Source organism: Muribaculum sp. NM65_B17 (assembly GCF_004793735.1).
GTDB classification, from domain to species: domain Bacteria; phylum Bacteroidota; class Bacteroidia; order Bacteroidales; family Muribaculaceae; genus Muribaculum; species Muribaculum gordoncarteri.
Window position 1 is genome coordinate 1 of record NZ_SRYY01000013.1, and the last position, 16,426, is coordinate 16,426.

Annotated in this window: 11 protein-coding genes, 1 tRNA gene and 1 pseudogene; 3 read left to right on the top strand and 10 right to left on the bottom strand. The window is 49.3% G+C overall.

The window, feature by feature from the left end:
• Positions 1 to 9: 9 nt before the first annotated feature.
• The 4 genes from E5354_RS12810 to E5354_RS12825 form a co-directional block, all read right to left on the bottom strand.
• Positions 10 to 288 carry a hypothetical protein gene (locus tag E5354_RS12810; protein ID WP_135947711.1) on the bottom strand — a complete coding sequence of 93 codons (279 nt, stop codon included), beginning with the start codon at positions 286 to 288 and terminating at the stop codon, positions 10 to 12.
• A gap of 298 nt (positions 289 to 586) precedes the next feature.
• Positions 587 to 2,896: an outer membrane beta-barrel family protein gene (locus E5354_RS12815; protein ID WP_135947712.1), complete on the bottom strand. Its 2,310-nt coding sequence runs from the start codon at positions 2,894 to 2,896 to the stop codon at positions 587 to 589.
• A gap of 5 nt (positions 2,897 to 2,901) precedes the next feature.
• A complete protein-coding gene (locus E5354_RS12820) occupies positions 2,902 to 3,324 on the bottom strand; it encodes a hypothetical protein (RefSeq protein WP_135947713.1) in 423 nt (140 codons plus the stop codon).
• Between the two features lie 192 nt (positions 3,325 to 3,516).
• A complete protein-coding gene (locus E5354_RS12825; RefSeq protein WP_168353909.1) occupies positions 3,517 to 5,103 on the bottom strand; it encodes a helix-turn-helix domain-containing protein in 1,587 nt (528 codons plus the stop codon).
• A gap of 354 nt (positions 5,104 to 5,457) precedes the next feature.
• Between E5354_RS12825 and rhuM the strand changes: the two are divergent.
• Positions 5,458 to 6,353 (top strand): annotated as a pseudogene (gene rhuM, locus E5354_RS12830) (RhuM family protein).
• An 86-nt stretch (positions 6,354 to 6,439) separates the two neighbouring features.
• Here the strand turns inward: rhuM and E5354_RS12835 are convergent.
• From E5354_RS12835 to E5354_RS12850, 4 genes are all read right to left on the bottom strand, one after another.
• Positions 6,440 to 6,529 (bottom strand) — tRNA-Ser (locus E5354_RS12835).
• A gap of 97 nt (positions 6,530 to 6,626) precedes the next feature.
• Entirely contained in the window at positions 6,627 to 7,328 is a 702-nt protein-coding gene (locus tag E5354_RS12840; protein ID WP_135947715.1) for an HAD family hydrolase, read from the bottom strand.
• On the bottom strand, positions 7,325 to 8,461 hold the full coding sequence (locus E5354_RS12845) for a DegT/DnrJ/EryC1/StrS family aminotransferase (RefSeq protein WP_135947728.1): 1,137 nt from the start codon (positions 8,459 to 8,461) through the stop codon (positions 7,325 to 7,327). Before E5354_RS12845 ends, E5354_RS12840 begins: the two co-directional genes overlap by 4 nt.
• A 16-nt stretch (positions 8,462 to 8,477) precedes the next feature.
• On the bottom strand, positions 8,478 to 9,788 hold the full coding sequence (locus tag E5354_RS12850; protein WP_123396896.1) for a UDP-glucose dehydrogenase family protein: 1,311 nt from the start codon (positions 9,786 to 9,788) through the stop codon (positions 8,478 to 8,480).
• A gap of 150 nt (positions 9,789 to 9,938) precedes the next feature.
• Between E5354_RS12850 and E5354_RS12855 the strand changes: the two genes are divergently transcribed.
• Positions 9,939 to 12,338 (top strand): TonB-dependent receptor, encoded by a 2,400-nt coding sequence (locus E5354_RS12855; protein ID WP_246863818.1) that lies wholly within the window; start codon positions 9,939 to 9,941, stop codon positions 12,336 to 12,338.
• A 2-nt stretch (positions 12,339 to 12,340) separates the two neighbouring features.
• Here E5354_RS12855 and E5354_RS12860 read toward each other — a convergent pair whose 3' ends face one another.
• Entirely contained in the window at positions 12,341 to 12,676 is a 336-nt protein-coding gene (locus E5354_RS12860) for a MerR family transcriptional regulator (RefSeq protein WP_123396897.1), read from the bottom strand.
• Positions 12,677 to 12,679: 3 nt separating this feature from the next.
• The gene (locus E5354_RS12865; protein ID WP_123396898.1) at positions 12,680 to 13,651 is read right to left on the bottom strand and encodes a M23 family metallopeptidase; all 972 of its coding nucleotides are present in this window, start codon (positions 13,649 to 13,651) and stop codon (positions 12,680 to 12,682) included.
• Between the two features lie 132 nt (positions 13,652 to 13,783).
• On the opposite strand from E5354_RS12865, the gene alaS reads away from it, so the two are divergent.
• Positions 13,784 to 16,405 carry an alanine--tRNA ligase gene (gene alaS / locus E5354_RS12870; protein ID WP_135947716.1) on the top strand — a complete coding sequence of 874 codons (2,622 nt, stop codon included), beginning with the start codon at positions 13,784 to 13,786 and terminating at the stop codon, positions 16,403 to 16,405.
• Positions 16,406 to 16,426 lie beyond the last annotated feature (21 nt).

Genomic DNA, 16,426 nt, shown 5'->3' on the forward strand with positions numbered 1-16,426 from the left:
CCTTAGTAACTACTTCCTATTTTTATTTTTGCCCAAAACGTTTAGGACAATATTGCTTTTAAATAGATTGTCCTGCATCGTTTTAATTTTCAGAATGTCGTTTTCGTGTTCAAGCTTGAGCAGTTCCCTGAATATTGCAAGTGCCTTATCGGCATAATGTTTGCTTACCGTGCCGTTAAATCCCTGCTCATATACATTTGAAAGGAAAAGATGTGTTATTCCAAGGTCAACATTGTCATTCGACTGTATCGCTAAAAATTCAGCATCCTTCAACAACTCGATACGCAACGGTAGAGTCGGGTTGTTCGATTATAAGCGATTCTGCTTGTGAGAGTTGTTTTTAGGCACTGTTATCGGAGCAAGCTGTAAAGATGCTTGTAAAGAGCACAATCACAAGCATGCCGAGAAGCAAATATAAAGTATTGATGTTTCTGTCGTTCATTTGAAGCAAGAGGTTCACTAATAGTCGGCTCAATAGCAAAGTTAACAATAATTGCCGACATAAAGGACATTAATGTATCCAATCATTAGCGTAGAAGCCCCGACATCGCTGCCGAGGCTCCACATCTTGCATGAATTAATGAATTTAGAATCGTGATTTTTCAGAGTTGCCGGCTCCTGTGCCGCGGTAGCGGTCGCGGGTCGTATTGAAGCGGTATTGGAGAGTTAGCATCACCGATCGACCCGGAGAGAAATTTTTCTGAACAATGTGTACCGCGTCATTATACATAATAGCGTCATTCTGCGAGGAGTTGAACAAGTCCTTTGCTTCGAGGGTCACGCTGAATGTGTTGTTGATAAAACCTTTGTATATCTTGGCGTTGACATACCAGGGAGTATTGGAGAGCTTCATGTTGTTGTCCCATTGAGTTGTCATAAGCTGTGCATCGACATTAAGCCAAATGTCGAATGGAAGATGAACGGCGTTCTGCCACTGAAAAAGGAAGCCCGGAGTGTTCATTTTCATCGGTTTGCCGTTGACGGGTAGGGTGAGCCATTGCTTCATTACGCCTATATTTACGCGTGGCTGCCATATACCGACATTGAATTGTCCTCCCGCGAATGCCTGAAAATAGTGACGGCGGTCGAGATTGGCAGTCCTGATAATGGTAGCCTCTCCGTCGGGACCGTAGGGCTCGGTGGTGTGGTACACGCCGTCCTTGAAGTAGGTGTAGGATAACTGAGCGAAGAACTGACTCCACTGTGCCACATATTCCAATGTCTGCATTTTTGTCGGCTTCAGATAAGGATTCCCCGTTTCAAAAGTGAGGCGGTTGATGTAGCTGACGGCCCCATCGAGTTGTCCGTAGCCGGGGCGTACTGTCTTTCCCGAATAGTTCAAGCCCATTCTGACCTGACCTATCTTCGTGGCGACATTAAGCGAGGGGAATAGATTGTCGTAGGTTTTGCTTTGGCCGTCGCGGAGTTGGCCCATCTCGTAATAATTAAATTCTACATGTTCGTAACGCAGTCCCACCCCGATATTAAAGCGGCCTAATTGCTGTGCTATCTCCACAAATGCGGCGACGTTGCTTTCGTCCACTCGGTTGTCGGCATCAGGCACTTCGGTGATGTTGGCTGTAAAGATGTTGGTAGTGCGTGTACAGGTATATTCTTCGCCCGCCTGTAGACGGCCGTGCCATAGCGGATGACTCACTACGAGCTTTTCGGCAAACATGCGGTTGTGGTTGATTGAGAGAGTGTTGACCGTGCGGTCTTCTCCCATTTCGCTGAGTTCGTCACTCAATGAAAGCTCCCGACTCTTATACCACAGATAATCAGCATTAAAATCGATGGATAACTTGCCTGCTTGCCCGTTGTAATACAGGTTGACATAGTGTCGCGGTAAGGCCGTGGATCTATTATTGACATCGGAGTCGTAACAGTCAATCAAAATGCCGTTTTGCCACACTTCGCTTGGAATGGTGCCTGTGGAGTGGTGACGGTTCCAACTGTTCTGATAATATGCGCCGATACTGTGGCGGTCATTGAACATGTAGGAAAAGCCGATTTTTCCGGTCATGTCGTTGTAGAACTGTTTGCCGATTGTTTGAAATGCTTGATTGTAAGTCCCCGTTGAGGTTGTCGTGGTCATTTCATTAGAACGGTTGTCGCAATTATCGCCGTACCACCATCCATAATTGGCAAACAGTTCTAGCCCGCGTGTGCGATATTTCACATCGATTGAGTTGCCTGTGCGGAAATAGTGCTGAAAGCCGTTGTCGATGCGGATCGTTCCGCTGAATCCATCGCCTTTCGGAGGCTTGGTGCGTATCAGAATTACTGATTTTACATTTGCCGCATAGGCCGCACCGGGATTGGTTATCACCGATACATTCTTCATGTCCTGTGAATTCAGTTGGGCAAGTTCCTGACGGTCATTTACCTTGCGTCCGTTGATATAGATTTCGGGTGCCCCTTTGCCGAAGACCTCCAGCGTGCCTCCGTTGTCAACGACCATGGGAACACGTGTCAGCACATCATTGGCGGTTCCGGCTATGGCGAGTGAGCTGCCCTCGATGTCGGTAACGAGTGCATTGCCTTTCATCGTAGTGGAAGGGCGTGTGACGCTGACCACAACTTCCCGGAGCGTCGCGGTTGTGGGGACAAGTTTAATTGTGCCTAAGTTGCCGGAATTTGGTATAGCTGAGGTGTATGTTTCGTAACCTACAAAAGATATTTTGGCGGTAAGCTTGCCTCGGATGTCGGTGTTTAATGAAAAAGCTCCGGTAGTGTCGGTTACTGTCCCTGTCACGTAGATTGAGTCGCGATATAACACTACGTTTACGTAGTCGAGCGGAGTCCCGTTTTCTCCGACCACTATGCCTCTTATCTCCCGGCAAAAAGCTGTAGTCACTGCTGTTATGGCAATGATGAGCGTGATAATCCGTTTCATATTGCCTATTTTAATCGTTTTTTAAGTTCAATGAGAGCATCAATCATGCTCCCGTCCATGTCGATGCCTTTTTCTTCCAACTTGTCACTTATCATTTGCTTGGTGTCGCCAAGGACATTGGAGTCGAGCTCTTCCCATGTGTAAACCTCCGAGCAGTCATCGTTGGTGGTGACGCGTGCATTGTGTTCAACTTTATTGCCGGTTGAGTCGGTGACATAGTATATGATTACAGCTTGGAATCGGTTGTCGTCGAGGGCGCGTACATCGGATTTACCAATGTATTCTACATTGGGAATAGAGTCAAGACGCGATAGCGTAGCTTGTTCGAGATTTCGGTCTTTTAAATCTCCTTTGCCGATTGAGCATGAAGAGAGGAGGATAGAAGCCATCAAAAATGCGATGGCGAGGATGGTGATTTTTGATTTCATTTTACATCAGTTTTTAGTGATTCTTTTCTTTGTGAGCAAAGCGTCTTGCGACGATTACTGATGCAAAATTACATCTGAACGGATTTTAACTGCAAATGTGAAAGTCTTAATACGAAAGATGCAACATGCTGAATATCAGTGGTTGCATCTTTTAAAACTTTAAATGAAGTGTTGCGCGATTTAAATGATCTCTTAACTTTGCAGGAATCTTACGATGTCCTCCTTCTCGGGCACTCCGAGCTTCTTTCTTATCGAGGATTTCCTGACATAGACAGTCGATGTTGTCTGTCCGGTTATCACGCTTATCTCCTTGGTTGAGAAACCGGCTACCATGAGCACGATTATCTGTTCCTCCTTCGGGCTGAGGATGTCACCGTACTTGCCGTGGAGCTTTCCGTAAAATCCCGAATAGAGGTTGTCGATCATTCCGAATACATTTCCCCAGTCTACAAGCTCGCCGTCGATTTTCCCGTCAATGGACGATATTTTGCGCAACATTTCACGATTCTGCTCAGTCGGAGTTGCGGCAACCATCTTGATGATGCCGAGCTGCTTGAGCATGGCGCTGCGCAGTGCCGACGAATCGGCAATCTCCGATTCGCGTGTCGCGGGTGCCGAGCGATACTCGTCGACCATTTTCTGCAACGCCTCGATGCGTTCTTCATTTTCACGCTCACGTTGGCGGCGAATTATGATAATCCACAAGGCGCCCGCCAATACCAAGAGCGTCACAAGACTTATTATCAGGATTATCACCGTCTTGTGTTCGCTTTCAGCTTTCAGAGCCAAAGCCCAGTTCTGCTGATGTAACGCACCGCGCTCCGACTCCCACTGCGAGGCTTTCATGCGGTTGTAGCGTTCGCCCTGGCGGTTGTTGAGGCCGTTTATGTGCATCAGTTTGATGCGGCCGGTCTGCGTGAAGTCAATTATGGCATGGAGCAGGTTGCTGTAGCTGCGGAAGTAAGTATCGTCGTCACCTCTTAATTTTATTGCCAAACTGTCGGCCAATGCAAGGTGTCGCGATGCTCGTGTTATATCGCCGGAGTTCAGTGCATTTATGGCATACTGAAAATGAAGATAGTCGGCGGCTCCGTTATCAGGCCCGGCTTTCCGGAATATCTCTTCTATAAGCGCGTCGCTTTCGGCGCTCCTGCTTTTTTCGGTCAGCAACTGTGCCCGTTCAAGTTCAAACATGAAATGCTTGTCGCCCCAGTTGTGATTGCGTGCATAGTCTACAAGTTGGTCCAAAAGATAGAGGGCGGAGTCCGTTTCACCTGCGTATTCGTATGCTGTTAAAAGCATATAGTTGGCCTCGATTTTTCTCAGGGAATCCGTTTCGAGTTCATGTAGCTTTTTCGCGTATGGGATGAGCTGTTGTCCCTGATATTCCGACGCTCCGAGCATTACGCGTATTCTGAGCGTCTGAGTCATTAAAGAATCGGGCACATCGGGCAATCCGGCAAGGGAATCGAGCATGGTCATAGCTCCGGGAGTGTCGCCGACCCAGAATTTGTACCACGCCAGGACGATGCCGCTTCTGATGTCCCTCACCAAGTTTTTACCGCGATAATAATCATGAGCATATATTATAAGTGAATCTCCGATCATTGAACGGTTGCGTTTCAGATGTCCGTATCCTTTAATGAAGTGATATTTTGCCCATAAGGAGTCAATTTTAAGTTCGGAGGCATCGATTGCATCCAGCATTGACAATGCGCTGTCAGGATTGCTCAGCATCATCTTTTCGGCTTGGTCAATCTCTTTATCGTATTGTGACATTGACTTCGAGCATGAAGCAGTGCCTAATGCGACAATAGCTACTAATACATATATAAGTTTTCTCATTATTCGGGTTCCTCCGTAGTCTTAACCTTGTTGCAGGCTATGCAGAAATCATTGGATTTTTATTCCGCATTGGATGTTCAAGTACAAAATTACTAAAAATCGGCGACACCCCGGCCATACAGTCTGATTATATTACTCTAAAAGTCTTTTTATTTATATATGCCCGACGAAATCGATACTCAGTTATAGATTAAATGTGAAGTATGGTCGGCAAGCTGACGAATTGTGCTGTAAATCGCTGATTTACCGATTGCTTTTCGTATATTTGCAATTACAACTAAGACACCAATGAACGAAATAGACAACAACATTAGCAACTTGCGGCCTGATAGTGAAAATGAAATCATTCTCTATCAGCCTGATTCTACTCTGTCATTGGATGTCAGAGTTGAGAATGAAACCGTGTGGCTCACACAGGCGCAGATGACAGAACTGTTTCAAACCACAAGAAACAACATCACTCTACATATCCGCAATATATTCAAGGAAGGAGAATTAGAGGAATCTTCAGTATGTAAGGAATCCTTACTAACTGCTGCCGACGGCAAAAGATATAAGACCAGGTTCTATTCGCTTGATGTCATAATATCAGTTGGTTATAGGGTAAAATCAATACGTGGCACTCAGTTCCGTATTTGGGCCAACAAGGTATTGAAAGATTATCTATTGCGGGGATACAGTGTTAATCAGCGGCTTCTTTACATGGAAAGCCGCATCGACCGCCGCCTGTTGGAGCATGATAAAAGGCTCGATGACCTGACTGGCAAGGTCGACTTCTTCCTTAAGACACGTTGCCACCACGCGAGGGCGTTCTTTTCGATGGACAGATATTCGACGCATACGTTTTTGTCTGTGACCTCATAAAACGAGCCCGCAAACGCATCGTCCTTATTGACAATTATATCGATGAAACAGTTCTGACTTTGCTGAACAAGCGCAATAGAGGAGTCCTTGCTACTGTATATACAAAGAGGATTGACGATAATTTGCGCCTGGATATAGAACGGCATAATGACCAATATATGCCTGTAAATGTACGCACAGCCTCTAATATTCATGATCGCTTCCTTATTATAGACGATACTCTTTACCATATAGGAGCATCCATAAAAGACCTCGGCAAGAAACTTTTCGCGTTCTCCCAAATGGAAACCTCTCCGAATGCAATCCTCGACAATATTTGAGATCGCCATTCCATGCGCCGCGATGTTCAATGGGGAATGGGCAGGGCATAAATGAAAAGCCCTGTGAGCGAGTCGCTTACAGGGCTTGGCGGAGAGGACGAGATTCGAACTCGTGGTAGGATTGCTCCTACGTCAGTTTAGCAAACTGGTGGTTTCAGCCACTCACCCACCTCTCCATGCTGAAGTGTCTTTTCTGACTTAGCGGTGCAAAGTTAGTCAGAAGATTTTAATTTTGCAAACTTTTCAATGCTAAAAGTTGCCCACAAATTGGGCTCAGTTCATAATATTTGGCTTAACTATCAGTGGCACAATGTCAAGTAAGTTATCAACAATGTGCCGTGGCCGGTTTATTGCCGGGAATTTATCCCATTCCTGCCGATGAATGTTGATGCCCGATGTGTCGGCGAGGGCTATTGTCGTCCAATTGTGTCGGTTGGGCCACACGAAATCCTTGGCGGGATTGTCGCCTATATAAGTGTATTCGTTATCGGGCCCAGCTTGCGCTACCAGCAGTTCAAACGGCTTGCCTGAAAGCTTGTCGCCTTCCACGGCTTCCGATACTATTATGTTTTCGGGTTTCACTATTCGGTTCAAGCCAAGAGCCTTGATCTTGTTGTTCTGCGATGTCACGCGCCCGTCGGTTATTATGGCCAACTCTACGTTATGTGCCTGGAGCATTTCGATTGTGCGCTTCGCGTCGGCCGATAGTTCAAGGGTGGGGGGATGATTGCGGTAGGTGTCGACAAGCCACGCTACATCTTCGGTTATGGGTGTGGCGGTGTGGGATATGTAGCGCAAAAGGTTGTCAAAAGGATTGCCGGCCGACATCATGGTTCCAACCATAGCGTCGTAATCGAGCGCATAGCGATGCGACAAATCTCGGGCTATGTAGCTGAATGCCGACACGACATAGTCATGCTCGTGATATAGGGTGTCGTCAAGGTCAAATACGGCAATTCGGTGGCGTGACATCATCCTCGTAATATGCGGTGCAACTCATCGATTACGCGTGATATCTGCTCGTCGGTAAGCACCGATCCGCTTGGCAGGCACAGTCCGGTTTCAAACAGGCGTTGCGACACATCGCCGCCGTAGTAGGGAGCGTCACGGAATATGGGCTGCATCTGCATCGGACGCCACAACAGGCGAGTTTCGATTTTGGCATTCAACATTGCCACTCTCACATCCTCGGGTGTAAATCCGGTGGCCGGGTCGATGAGTATAGTCGATAGCCAGAAGTTTGAGTCAAACTCTTCAGTGGGATTGCATTGCACTGTCACTCCGGCGAGATTGGAAAGTCCCTCTTTGTACAATTGGTGTATAGCACGACGACGCGCCACACGCTCAGGCAGAACATCCATCTGGCCACATCCTACACCTGCGCTGACATTGCTGAGGCGGTAGTTGTAGCCGATGTGCTCGTGATAGTAGTAGGGGCGGTTTTCTCGTGCCTGCGTTGCGAAGAACAGCACACGACGGGCCGACTCTTCATCGGGGCATATCAGTGCGCCGCCTCCCGATGTGGTTATTATCTTGTTTCCGTTGAAGCTCAATGCTCCGTAGTTGCCGATGGTACCGCATTTCTTTCCGTGATATTCCGATCCGAGGGCTTCGGCGGCATCTTCCAATACGGGTATGCCGTAGTGAGCGGCTATCTCGACGATTTCATTCATCTTGGCCGGCATTCCGTAAAGATGAACCGGAATGATGGCCTTGGGGTAGCGTCCAGTGACGCGGTGACGGGCCACAATGGCCTCCTCCAGTGCAGCGGGCGACATGTTGTAGGTGTCGGGCTCGCTGTCTACAAATACGGGGTGTGCGCCTTGATAGCATATAGGGTTGGCACTTGCCGAGAATGTAAGCGCCTGGCATATCACTTCGTCGCCGGCTTCGACTCCGAGCACGACCAGTCCGAGGTGCAGCGCGGCTGTACCGGCACTTAAGGCCACGACTTCCTTATTGTCGCCTACATAATTTTCCAGTCGTCGTTCAAATTCATCGACATTGGGCCCGAGGGGCACTACCCAGTCGCCCACAAAGGCCTTGTTGACCCATTCTATTTCGGTTGTGCCTATGTGAGGCAGCGATAACTTTATCATTTCCATAATAAATGCGTTTTTACAGTCATTTACCAATGCAGTGGTACTCAAATCCCTCCTCGGCAAGTTCGGCGGGATCGTATATGTTGCGTCCGTCAACTATTATGTTGCCGCGCATCACCTTGTGCAGCACGTTCCATGACGGGACTCTGAATTGCTTCCACTCGGTCATCAGTGCTATTGCGTCGGCATCCACTGCCGTGTCATACATGTCGAGAGCATACTCGATGCGGTCGCCCAGTCGTCGGCGTGCTTCGGGCACGGCTACGGGGTCGTAGGCCACTACGGTGGCTCCGGCTTCGAGAAGCTTCTCGATTACAACAAGCGCGGGAGCCTCGCGCATGTCATCGGTTTCGGGCTTGAAGGCGAGTCCCCACATGCCTATGCGTCGGCCTTTAAGGTTGCCGAGGGCATCTTTAAGCTTGCGGAACACGATCGATTTTTGGAGTTCGTTAACCTCCTCGACAGCTTCGATTATGCGCATCTTGTAGCCATGTTCCTTTCCGGTGTGTATCAGCGCCTTTACATCTTTGGGGAAGCATGAGCCGCCGTATCCGCATCCGGCATAGAGGAACTTGTTGCCTATTCTCGCATCGGTGCCTATGCCTTTGCGCACCATGTTGACATCGGCTCCCACAAGCTCACACAGGTTGGCTATGTCGTTCATGAACGATATGCGTGTCGCCAGCATTGAGTTGGCTGCATATTTTGTCATCTCGGCCGATGCGATATCCATGAATATTACGCGGAAATTGTTGAGCAGAAACGGACGATAGAGGCGCTCCATTACTTTGCGTGCGCGGTCACTCTCGATGCCTATCACTACGCGGTCGGGCGACATGAAGTCCTTTATCGCGGCTCCTTCCTTTAGAAATTCGGGGTTTGAGGCCACCTCAAAGGGAACCGACATGCCGCGCTCGGCGAGCTCTCGATTTATCTCGGCCTTTATTTTGGCTGAAGTGCCCACCGGAACCGTGCTTTTGGTTACGAGTATGGTGTATTTGTTGATGTTGCGTCCGAATGTGCGCGCCACATCAAGCACATATTTCAGGTCGGCGCTGCCGTCCTCGTCGGGAGGTGTGCCCACTGCGCTGAACACTACTTCCACCTCGTCAAGGCACTCTTTTAGGTCGGTGGTGAAATGTAGTCGCCCTTCTTTCACGTTGCGTGACACAAGGTCGTCGAGTCCGGGTTCATATATGGGTATTGTGCCGTTGATGAGGTTGTCGATCTTACGCTTGTCGATGTCGACGCATGTCACATCAATGCCGACCTCGGCAAAACAAGCACCCGATACGAGGCCTACATATCCGGTTCCTACAATTGCTATTTTCATATTCAGCTATAATTTGATGCAAAATTAATGAATAAAATTAATAAATGGGGATGTTGATATTAAATAGGTTTGAGGCAAGTGCTACATTTTTTGTCGCATTGCATACTTAATGGCACAGCGTCACGTTATTTAGGTGTAAATTAATCACGCATGCCTGTCATACGCATCACATTATTGATTGTTTCTATATTGTCGGGGGCATTCTGCTGCTTCCCGCAAACAAGGATACACGGTCGGGTAACCGATGAGCGAAATCATCCCATCGAGTTTGCCACGGTAAGGGTGGCCGGGACATCGGTAGGTGTAAACACCGATGCCGAGGGTCGCTATAGACTGACTGCTCCGGCTGCCGACACATTGCACATCCTCTTTTCATGTATCGGCTATCGTGACGGCGAGCGCAAGCTTGTGAAGGTGAGAGGCAACGACCTTGCGGTCAACATGAAACTCAAGAAAGCATCGCGCCAATTGCGTGAGGTGCAGATTTCTGAGTACAAGAAACAACTCGGCTCGATGCAGCAGGTCGACGCCGATGCCTACAGGCATTCGCCCGATGTCACTGGTGGAAGTGTCGAGTCGATGCTGTCGACATTTGCCGGCGTTACACCAGCTGATGAATTGTCGTCGGCTTATTCGGTGCGCGGCGGCTCCTACGATGAAAATAGTGTCTATGTCGACGGCGTGGAGCTGTTTCGCCGACAGCTCGTTACCAACGGACAGCAAGAGGGGTTGAGCGTCATCAATCCTTCGATGGTTGACAAGCTGATATTCTCGACCGGAGGCTTTCCGGCGGCATATTCCGATAAAATGTCGTCGGCTCTCGACATAACTTATCGCCGACCTCATGGACTGGACGGAAATGTGTCGCTGGGGATTATGGGTGCCGAGTTGGCAATAGGGCAGGGAACCGATCGGTTTTCACAACTTCACGGATTACGGTATAAACGTAACGCGTCACTTCTTGCAACAGGCGATGAAAAGGGGGAGTATGATCCGCGTTACTTCGATTATCAGACTAAGATAGAGGTAAATCTTGACAAGCGGTTCAAGGTGTCGTTTCTCGGCAACATCGCCCTTAACAGTTACAGGTTCACTCCACGTAACCGCACGACTAAGTTTGGTACGGTCGACGACATAAAGCACTTCAATGTCTATTTTGACGGTCATGAACACGACAAGTTTGAAACATGGTCCGGCGCATTGTCGTTAAACTATGTGCCGTCACGTTCGTCGGGATATACATTGCTGTTCTCGGGCAATCAATCCAATGAACTTATAGCTTACGACATAACGGGTGAATATTGGCTTGATGACGCGATGAATGACGACGATGAAGCTCCTATAGGGGTGGGGCGTTACCATGAGCATGCACGTGATCGACTCAAGGCCACCGTATACTCAATGTCGTTGCAGGGTCGCAATGCAGTGTCGCGTCACATGATTGATTATGGAGTTACGTTAAATCATGAATCGGTGAGCGAGTTCAGTCGTGAATGGGAGCTGCGTGACTCGGCGGGATTCTCATTGCCTGGAAACAGTGCGGGTGATTTGCTGATGCTTTATAATATGTCGTCCGACAACTCATTGTCGAGCAACCGAGTCATGGCATTCCTTCAGGACACCTACCGCATCGATAACGGACTCGGATTTTTCAGCCTTAACGGCGGTGTGCGTGTGTCATATTGGGATTTTAATCGTGAGCTGCTGATAAGTCCTCGATTGAATATAGGCTATGTTCCGGCAAGCGGCAGTAACTGGGCGTTCCGATTTGCCACGGGACTATACTATCAGTCACCATTTTACAAGGAGCTTCGACGCATTGTGACCGATGAGCATGGCAATTCGTCGGTGACCCTTAACAAGGATATAAAGGCGCAGCGTAGCGTGCAGTTCATTATAGGCAGCGACTATACGTTCAGGGCGTTCAACCGTCCATTCAAATTATCGGCCGAAGCTTATTGCAAAGCATTGTCACGGCTCAATCCCTACGAAATCGACAATCTGCGCATAGTGTATGCCGGCGACAATTCGTCAAGCGGATATGCGGCAGGTCTTGACCTGCGGCTTTTCGGTGAGTTTGTGCCCGGAAGCGATTCATGGCTGAGCCTGTCGTTGATGAAGTCGCAAGAAACCATCAACGGAGTTAAAGTGCCGCTGCCCAACGACCGGCGTTACAGCGTGGCGCTCTATTTTACCGATTATTTCCCCCGCATTCCACGCATGAAAGTAAATCTGAGGGGTATATTTGCCGACGGACTGCCGGTGACGATGCCACATTCAACCCGCGACAAGGGGTATTTCCGCACTTCACCCTATAAGCGGGTGGACATAGGCCTAGCCTACAACATTCTGCCCGAAATCGACAATGCAGGCGGTCGTAGAGGCCGTTTTGTAAAATCAATGTGGGTGGGAGTCGATTGCTTCAATCTGTTTGACATTTCCAATGTCGGAAGCTATTATTGGGTCAAGGCTGCCGATGATGTCAGCTATGCCGTGCCCAATTCACTCACGCGAAGAATGTTAAATGTGAGGCTTACCGTCGATTTTTGAGGTCAACGCAGCCGGCTCATGGCGTCCAGCATCGACTGAAGTTCGGCTCGTATTGCCTTGAGCCTGTCGATGGCGGCTGCATGTCGCGACACGCCTGAATGGTTGTTCTTCAGTTGCTCCTGTGCGGCTTCAAGTTTCAGTCCCTTCTCCTTTACAAGGAAGTAGACCATCCTTATCTTCTCGACATCGGATGTAGTGTAGAAGCGTGTGCCGTGTTCGTTACGCTTGGGCTTGATTATTGTAAAGCGGCTTTCCCAATATCGCAGTGTCGACAAGGGGAGTCCGGTCATCTCGGCCACTTCTCTGATTTTATAGTATTTCTTGCCTATTTCATCCATAACTCAGTCCATTACGTGCCCTGCATTTTCAGCTTCAAGAATCAATTGATTATATTGTTCGGGCGTTATGTCCATGAAGTAGTAGTTGATGGGATTCTGCGGCGCTCCGTTGTAACGCACCTCATAGTGCAGGTGAGGGCCTGTGGATTTTCCCGTATTTCCCGTTTCGGCTATGAGATCACCGCGTTTCACGGTCTGGCCCTCCTTGACCTTGAACTTGCTGAGGTGGGCGTAGCGTGTGACATAGCCGTAGCCGTGGTCAATCTCAACGAGGTTGCCGTAGCCGCTTTCCCAGGAGGCGTTCACCACTTTGCCGTCGGCGGTTGCATATACGGGAGTTCCCTTGTCGGCGGCAAAGTCAAGTCCTTCGTGAAACTTGCGTGTGCCGTATATAGGGTCGCGACGCGTTCCGTAACCCGAAGCCATTTTGCGCATGTGTTTCTGGGCTATGGGCTGTATCGACGGGATGTGGCGTATTCGGTCCTTGTTGGTTTCCGCAAGTTTTTGCAGCTCGTCAAATGATTTTATCTGCACATACAGCTGCCTGTCAAGCATGTCCATCTTGCGCGTGAGGTTCTTTATCAGCTCGGCATCGTGCAGGGTGTTGAGGTGGTTGTAGCGGTTTTCGTTCTCGAAGCCGGCGTAACGCTTGGCTCTCGACACGCGCTCGGTCCCCATTATCACACGATAGAAGTTGTCGTCACGTTCCGAGATGTCGTTCATCACGCCGAGTGACGCGTCGAGTCGGCGGTTGAGAATGTCGAGCTGAGTGTTGAGCTGCTCGTTTTCCTCGCGTAGACGCTGTTCGGCAGGAGTTCCAATCCAATAGTAAATGATGCTGAAAAGGGCCGCGCTGATGACTATGCCCATGAACGTGTTGCGGGCGATACCCCATATACGGCTTCGCCGTGACGGGTACACTCGTTCATATTTATCGTTGGCCGGGTTATATCGGTAAAATACTTTTTTGCTCATTTTGTGCTGATTGGCGCGTTGAATGACTTGCAAAAGTAATATTATTCAACTAATTTTGCGGATTATTTCACCGCAAATATAGTGAATAATACTCATATAAGCTAATTCATAATTAAATTATAGTCATATAAAATGCTAACTGCAAAGGAAATACGAGAATCCTACAAGGACTTCTTCCGCAGCAAGGGACACCAGATTGTCCCTTCGGCTCCGATGGTAATCAAGGACGACCCGACATTGATGTTCACCAATGCCGGCATGAACCAGTTCAAGGACATCATACTCGGTAATGTCGCGGCGAAGCATAGAAGAGTAGCCGATTCTCAGAAATGTCTTCGTGTAAGCGGCAAGCATAACGATCTCGAGGAGGTGGGAATGGACACCTATCACCACACCATGTTCGAGATGCTTGGCAACTGGTCGTTTGGCGACTACTTCAAGCAGGAGGCAATTGACTGGGCATGGGAATATCTGGTCGATGTGCTTAAGCTTAACCCCGATGTGCTCTATGCAACAGTGTTCGAGGGTTCGCCTGCCGAAGGACTCAGCCGTGATGACGAGGCTGCTTCAATATGGGCAAAGCATCTTCCCGAAAGCCACATAATCAATGGTAACAAGCATGATAACTTCTGGGAAATGGGCGATACAGGTCCTTGCGGCCCTTGCTCGGAGATTCACATCGACCTCCGTTCACCTGAAGAGCGTGCCGCTGTGCCGGGCCGTGACCTTGTGAATCACGATCATCCTCAGGTAATCGAGATATGGAACCTTGTGTTCATGCAGTATAACCGCAAGGCCGACGGTTCGCTTGAGCCGCTTCCCGCCAAGGTTATCGACACCGGTATGGGATTTGAACGACTCTGCATGGCTCTGCAAGGCAAGAAATCCAACTACGACACCGATGTGTTCACTCCGCTTATCAACAAGATAGGTGAGTTGGCCGGAAAGAAGTATGGTGAGGATGCCAAGGTGGATGTTGCGATGCGTGTAATCGCCGATCATGTGCGCACGATTGCATTCTCGATCGCCGACTCACAGCTTCCCGGAAACGCAAAGGCCGGATATGTGATTCGCCGCATTTTGCGTCGTGCCGTGCGTTACGCTTATACGTTCCTTGACCAGAAGCAGGCATTCATGTATCGTCTTGTCGACACACTCATCGACAGCATGGGCGAGGCTTATCCCGAACTTCCCAAGCAGCGTGACCTCATAATGAAGGTAATCAAGGAGGAGGAAGATGCATTCCTTCGCACCCTTGAAAACGGTATCCGTCTTCTTGATTCAGCCATCGCAAGTGCCAAGAAGGAGGGTAAGAACGAGATTCCGGGTAAGGAGGCGTTCATACTCTATGACACCTACGGATTCCCTCTCGACCTTACCGAACTTATTCTTAAGGAGAACGGCATGACGCTCGATCAGGCTGAGTTTGACAGCGAAATGGCTGCACAGAAGGCTCGTGCCCGTAACGCTGCTGCAGTTGAAACCGGCGACTGGGTCGTAGTGCGTGACGGTGAGCAGGAGTTTGTAGGCTACGACATGACCAATACTCCCACACGCATTTTGCGTTATCGCAAGGTTAAGCAGAAAAACAATGAGTTCTATCAGATAGTACTTTCGGTAACTCCGTTCTACGCTGAAATGGGTGGTCAGGTAGGTGACCGCGGCCGTCTTGTAAACGGTGACGACATTGTGGAAATTTACGATACCAAGCGTGAAAACGGAATGGGTGTTCATCTTACCAAGAAGCTTCCCGCCGACATTGAAGCCGTGTTTGAGGCTGAAATCGACGAAGAGGCCCGTAAGGCCATATCGAGCAACCACACCGCAACCCACCTCTTGCACGAGGCACTCCGTGAGGTTCTCGGTACACATGTAGAGCAGCGAGGCTCGTTTGTGTCACCCGATGTGCTCCGCTTCGACTTCTCGCATTTCCAGAAGCTGACACCTGAGGAGATTCGTCGCGTGGAGCATCTTGCCAACAGCCGTGTGCGTGCAGCCATACCGCGTGACGAGAAGCGTTGTGTGCCCATCGACAAGGCTCGTGAAATGGGAGCAATGGCTCTCTTCGGTGAGAAATACGGTGACGAGGTGCGTGTGATCCGTTACGGTTCATCGGTTGAGCTTTGCGGCGGTACACATGTCGACAACACCGGCAACATAGGAATGATAAAGATAATCTCGGAGAGCAGCATCGCAGCCGGAATACGCCGAATTGAGGCTGTGACCGGTGCACGTGTCGAGGATATGCTTGACAAGATGCAGGACACTCTCCGCGAGATAGGCAGCATGTTCAACAATGTGCCCGACCTCGTTCAGGCATTGCGCAAGTCAATCGACGAGAATGCCGAGCTGAAGCATCAGGCCGAGGAGTACTTCAAGGAGCGTGTGAATGTACTCACTAACGAACTCCTTGCCAAGGCTCGTGAGGTCAACGGCATCAAGGTGGTCGAGCTTACCGGCATCCGACTTCCCGAGGTTGTGAAGAATGTAGCGTTTGGTGTTCGTGCCAAGTCGCCCGAGCACACTGTATTCATCGGCGCTACCAAGGATCCCGCCGAGAAACCGTTGCTGACATTGATGATAACCGAGGATCTCGTGGCTGACGGCATGAATGCTTCGACAACAGTGCGCGAGGCTGCCAAGCTTATCCAGGGCGGTGGCGGCGGACAGCCGGGATTTGCTCAGGCCGGAGGTAAGAACAAGGACGGCATTTCGGCTGCGTATGAAAAGATGCACTCGATACTCGGACTATAAAGAATTTTTGCAATAAAGGAA

Coding starts and splice junctions, on each gene's coding strand:
- E5354_RS12850 (WP_123396896.1), bottom strand. CDS start 9,788: ATGAAAATAGCAATTGTAGGAACCGGATATGTAGGCCTCGTATCGGGT.
- E5354_RS12825 (WP_168353909.1), bottom strand. CDS start 5,103: ATGTCACAATACGATAAAGAGATTGACCAAGCCGAAAAGATGATGCTG.
- E5354_RS12820 (WP_135947713.1), bottom strand. CDS start 3,324: ATGAAATCAAAAATCACCATCCTCGCCATCGCATTTTTGATGGCTTCT.
- E5354_RS12865 (WP_123396898.1), bottom strand. CDS start 13,651: ATGAGCAAAAAAGTATTTTACCGATATAACCCGGCCAACGATAAATAT.
- E5354_RS12855 (WP_246863818.1), top strand. CDS start 9,939: ATGCCTGTCATACGCATCACATTATTGATTGTTTCTATATTGTCGGGG.
- E5354_RS12860 (WP_123396897.1), bottom strand. CDS start 12,676: ATGGATGAAATAGGCAAGAAATACTATAAAATCAGAGAAGTGGCCGAG.
- E5354_RS12815 (WP_135947712.1), bottom strand. CDS start 2,896: ATGAAACGGATTATCACGCTCATCATTGCCATAACAGCAGTGACTACA.
- E5354_RS12840 (WP_135947715.1), bottom strand. CDS start 7,328: ATGATGTCACGCCACCGAATTGCCGTATTTGACCTTGACGACACCCTA.
- alaS (WP_135947716.1), top strand. CDS start 13,784: ATGCTAACTGCAAAGGAAATACGAGAATCCTACAAGGACTTCTTCCGC.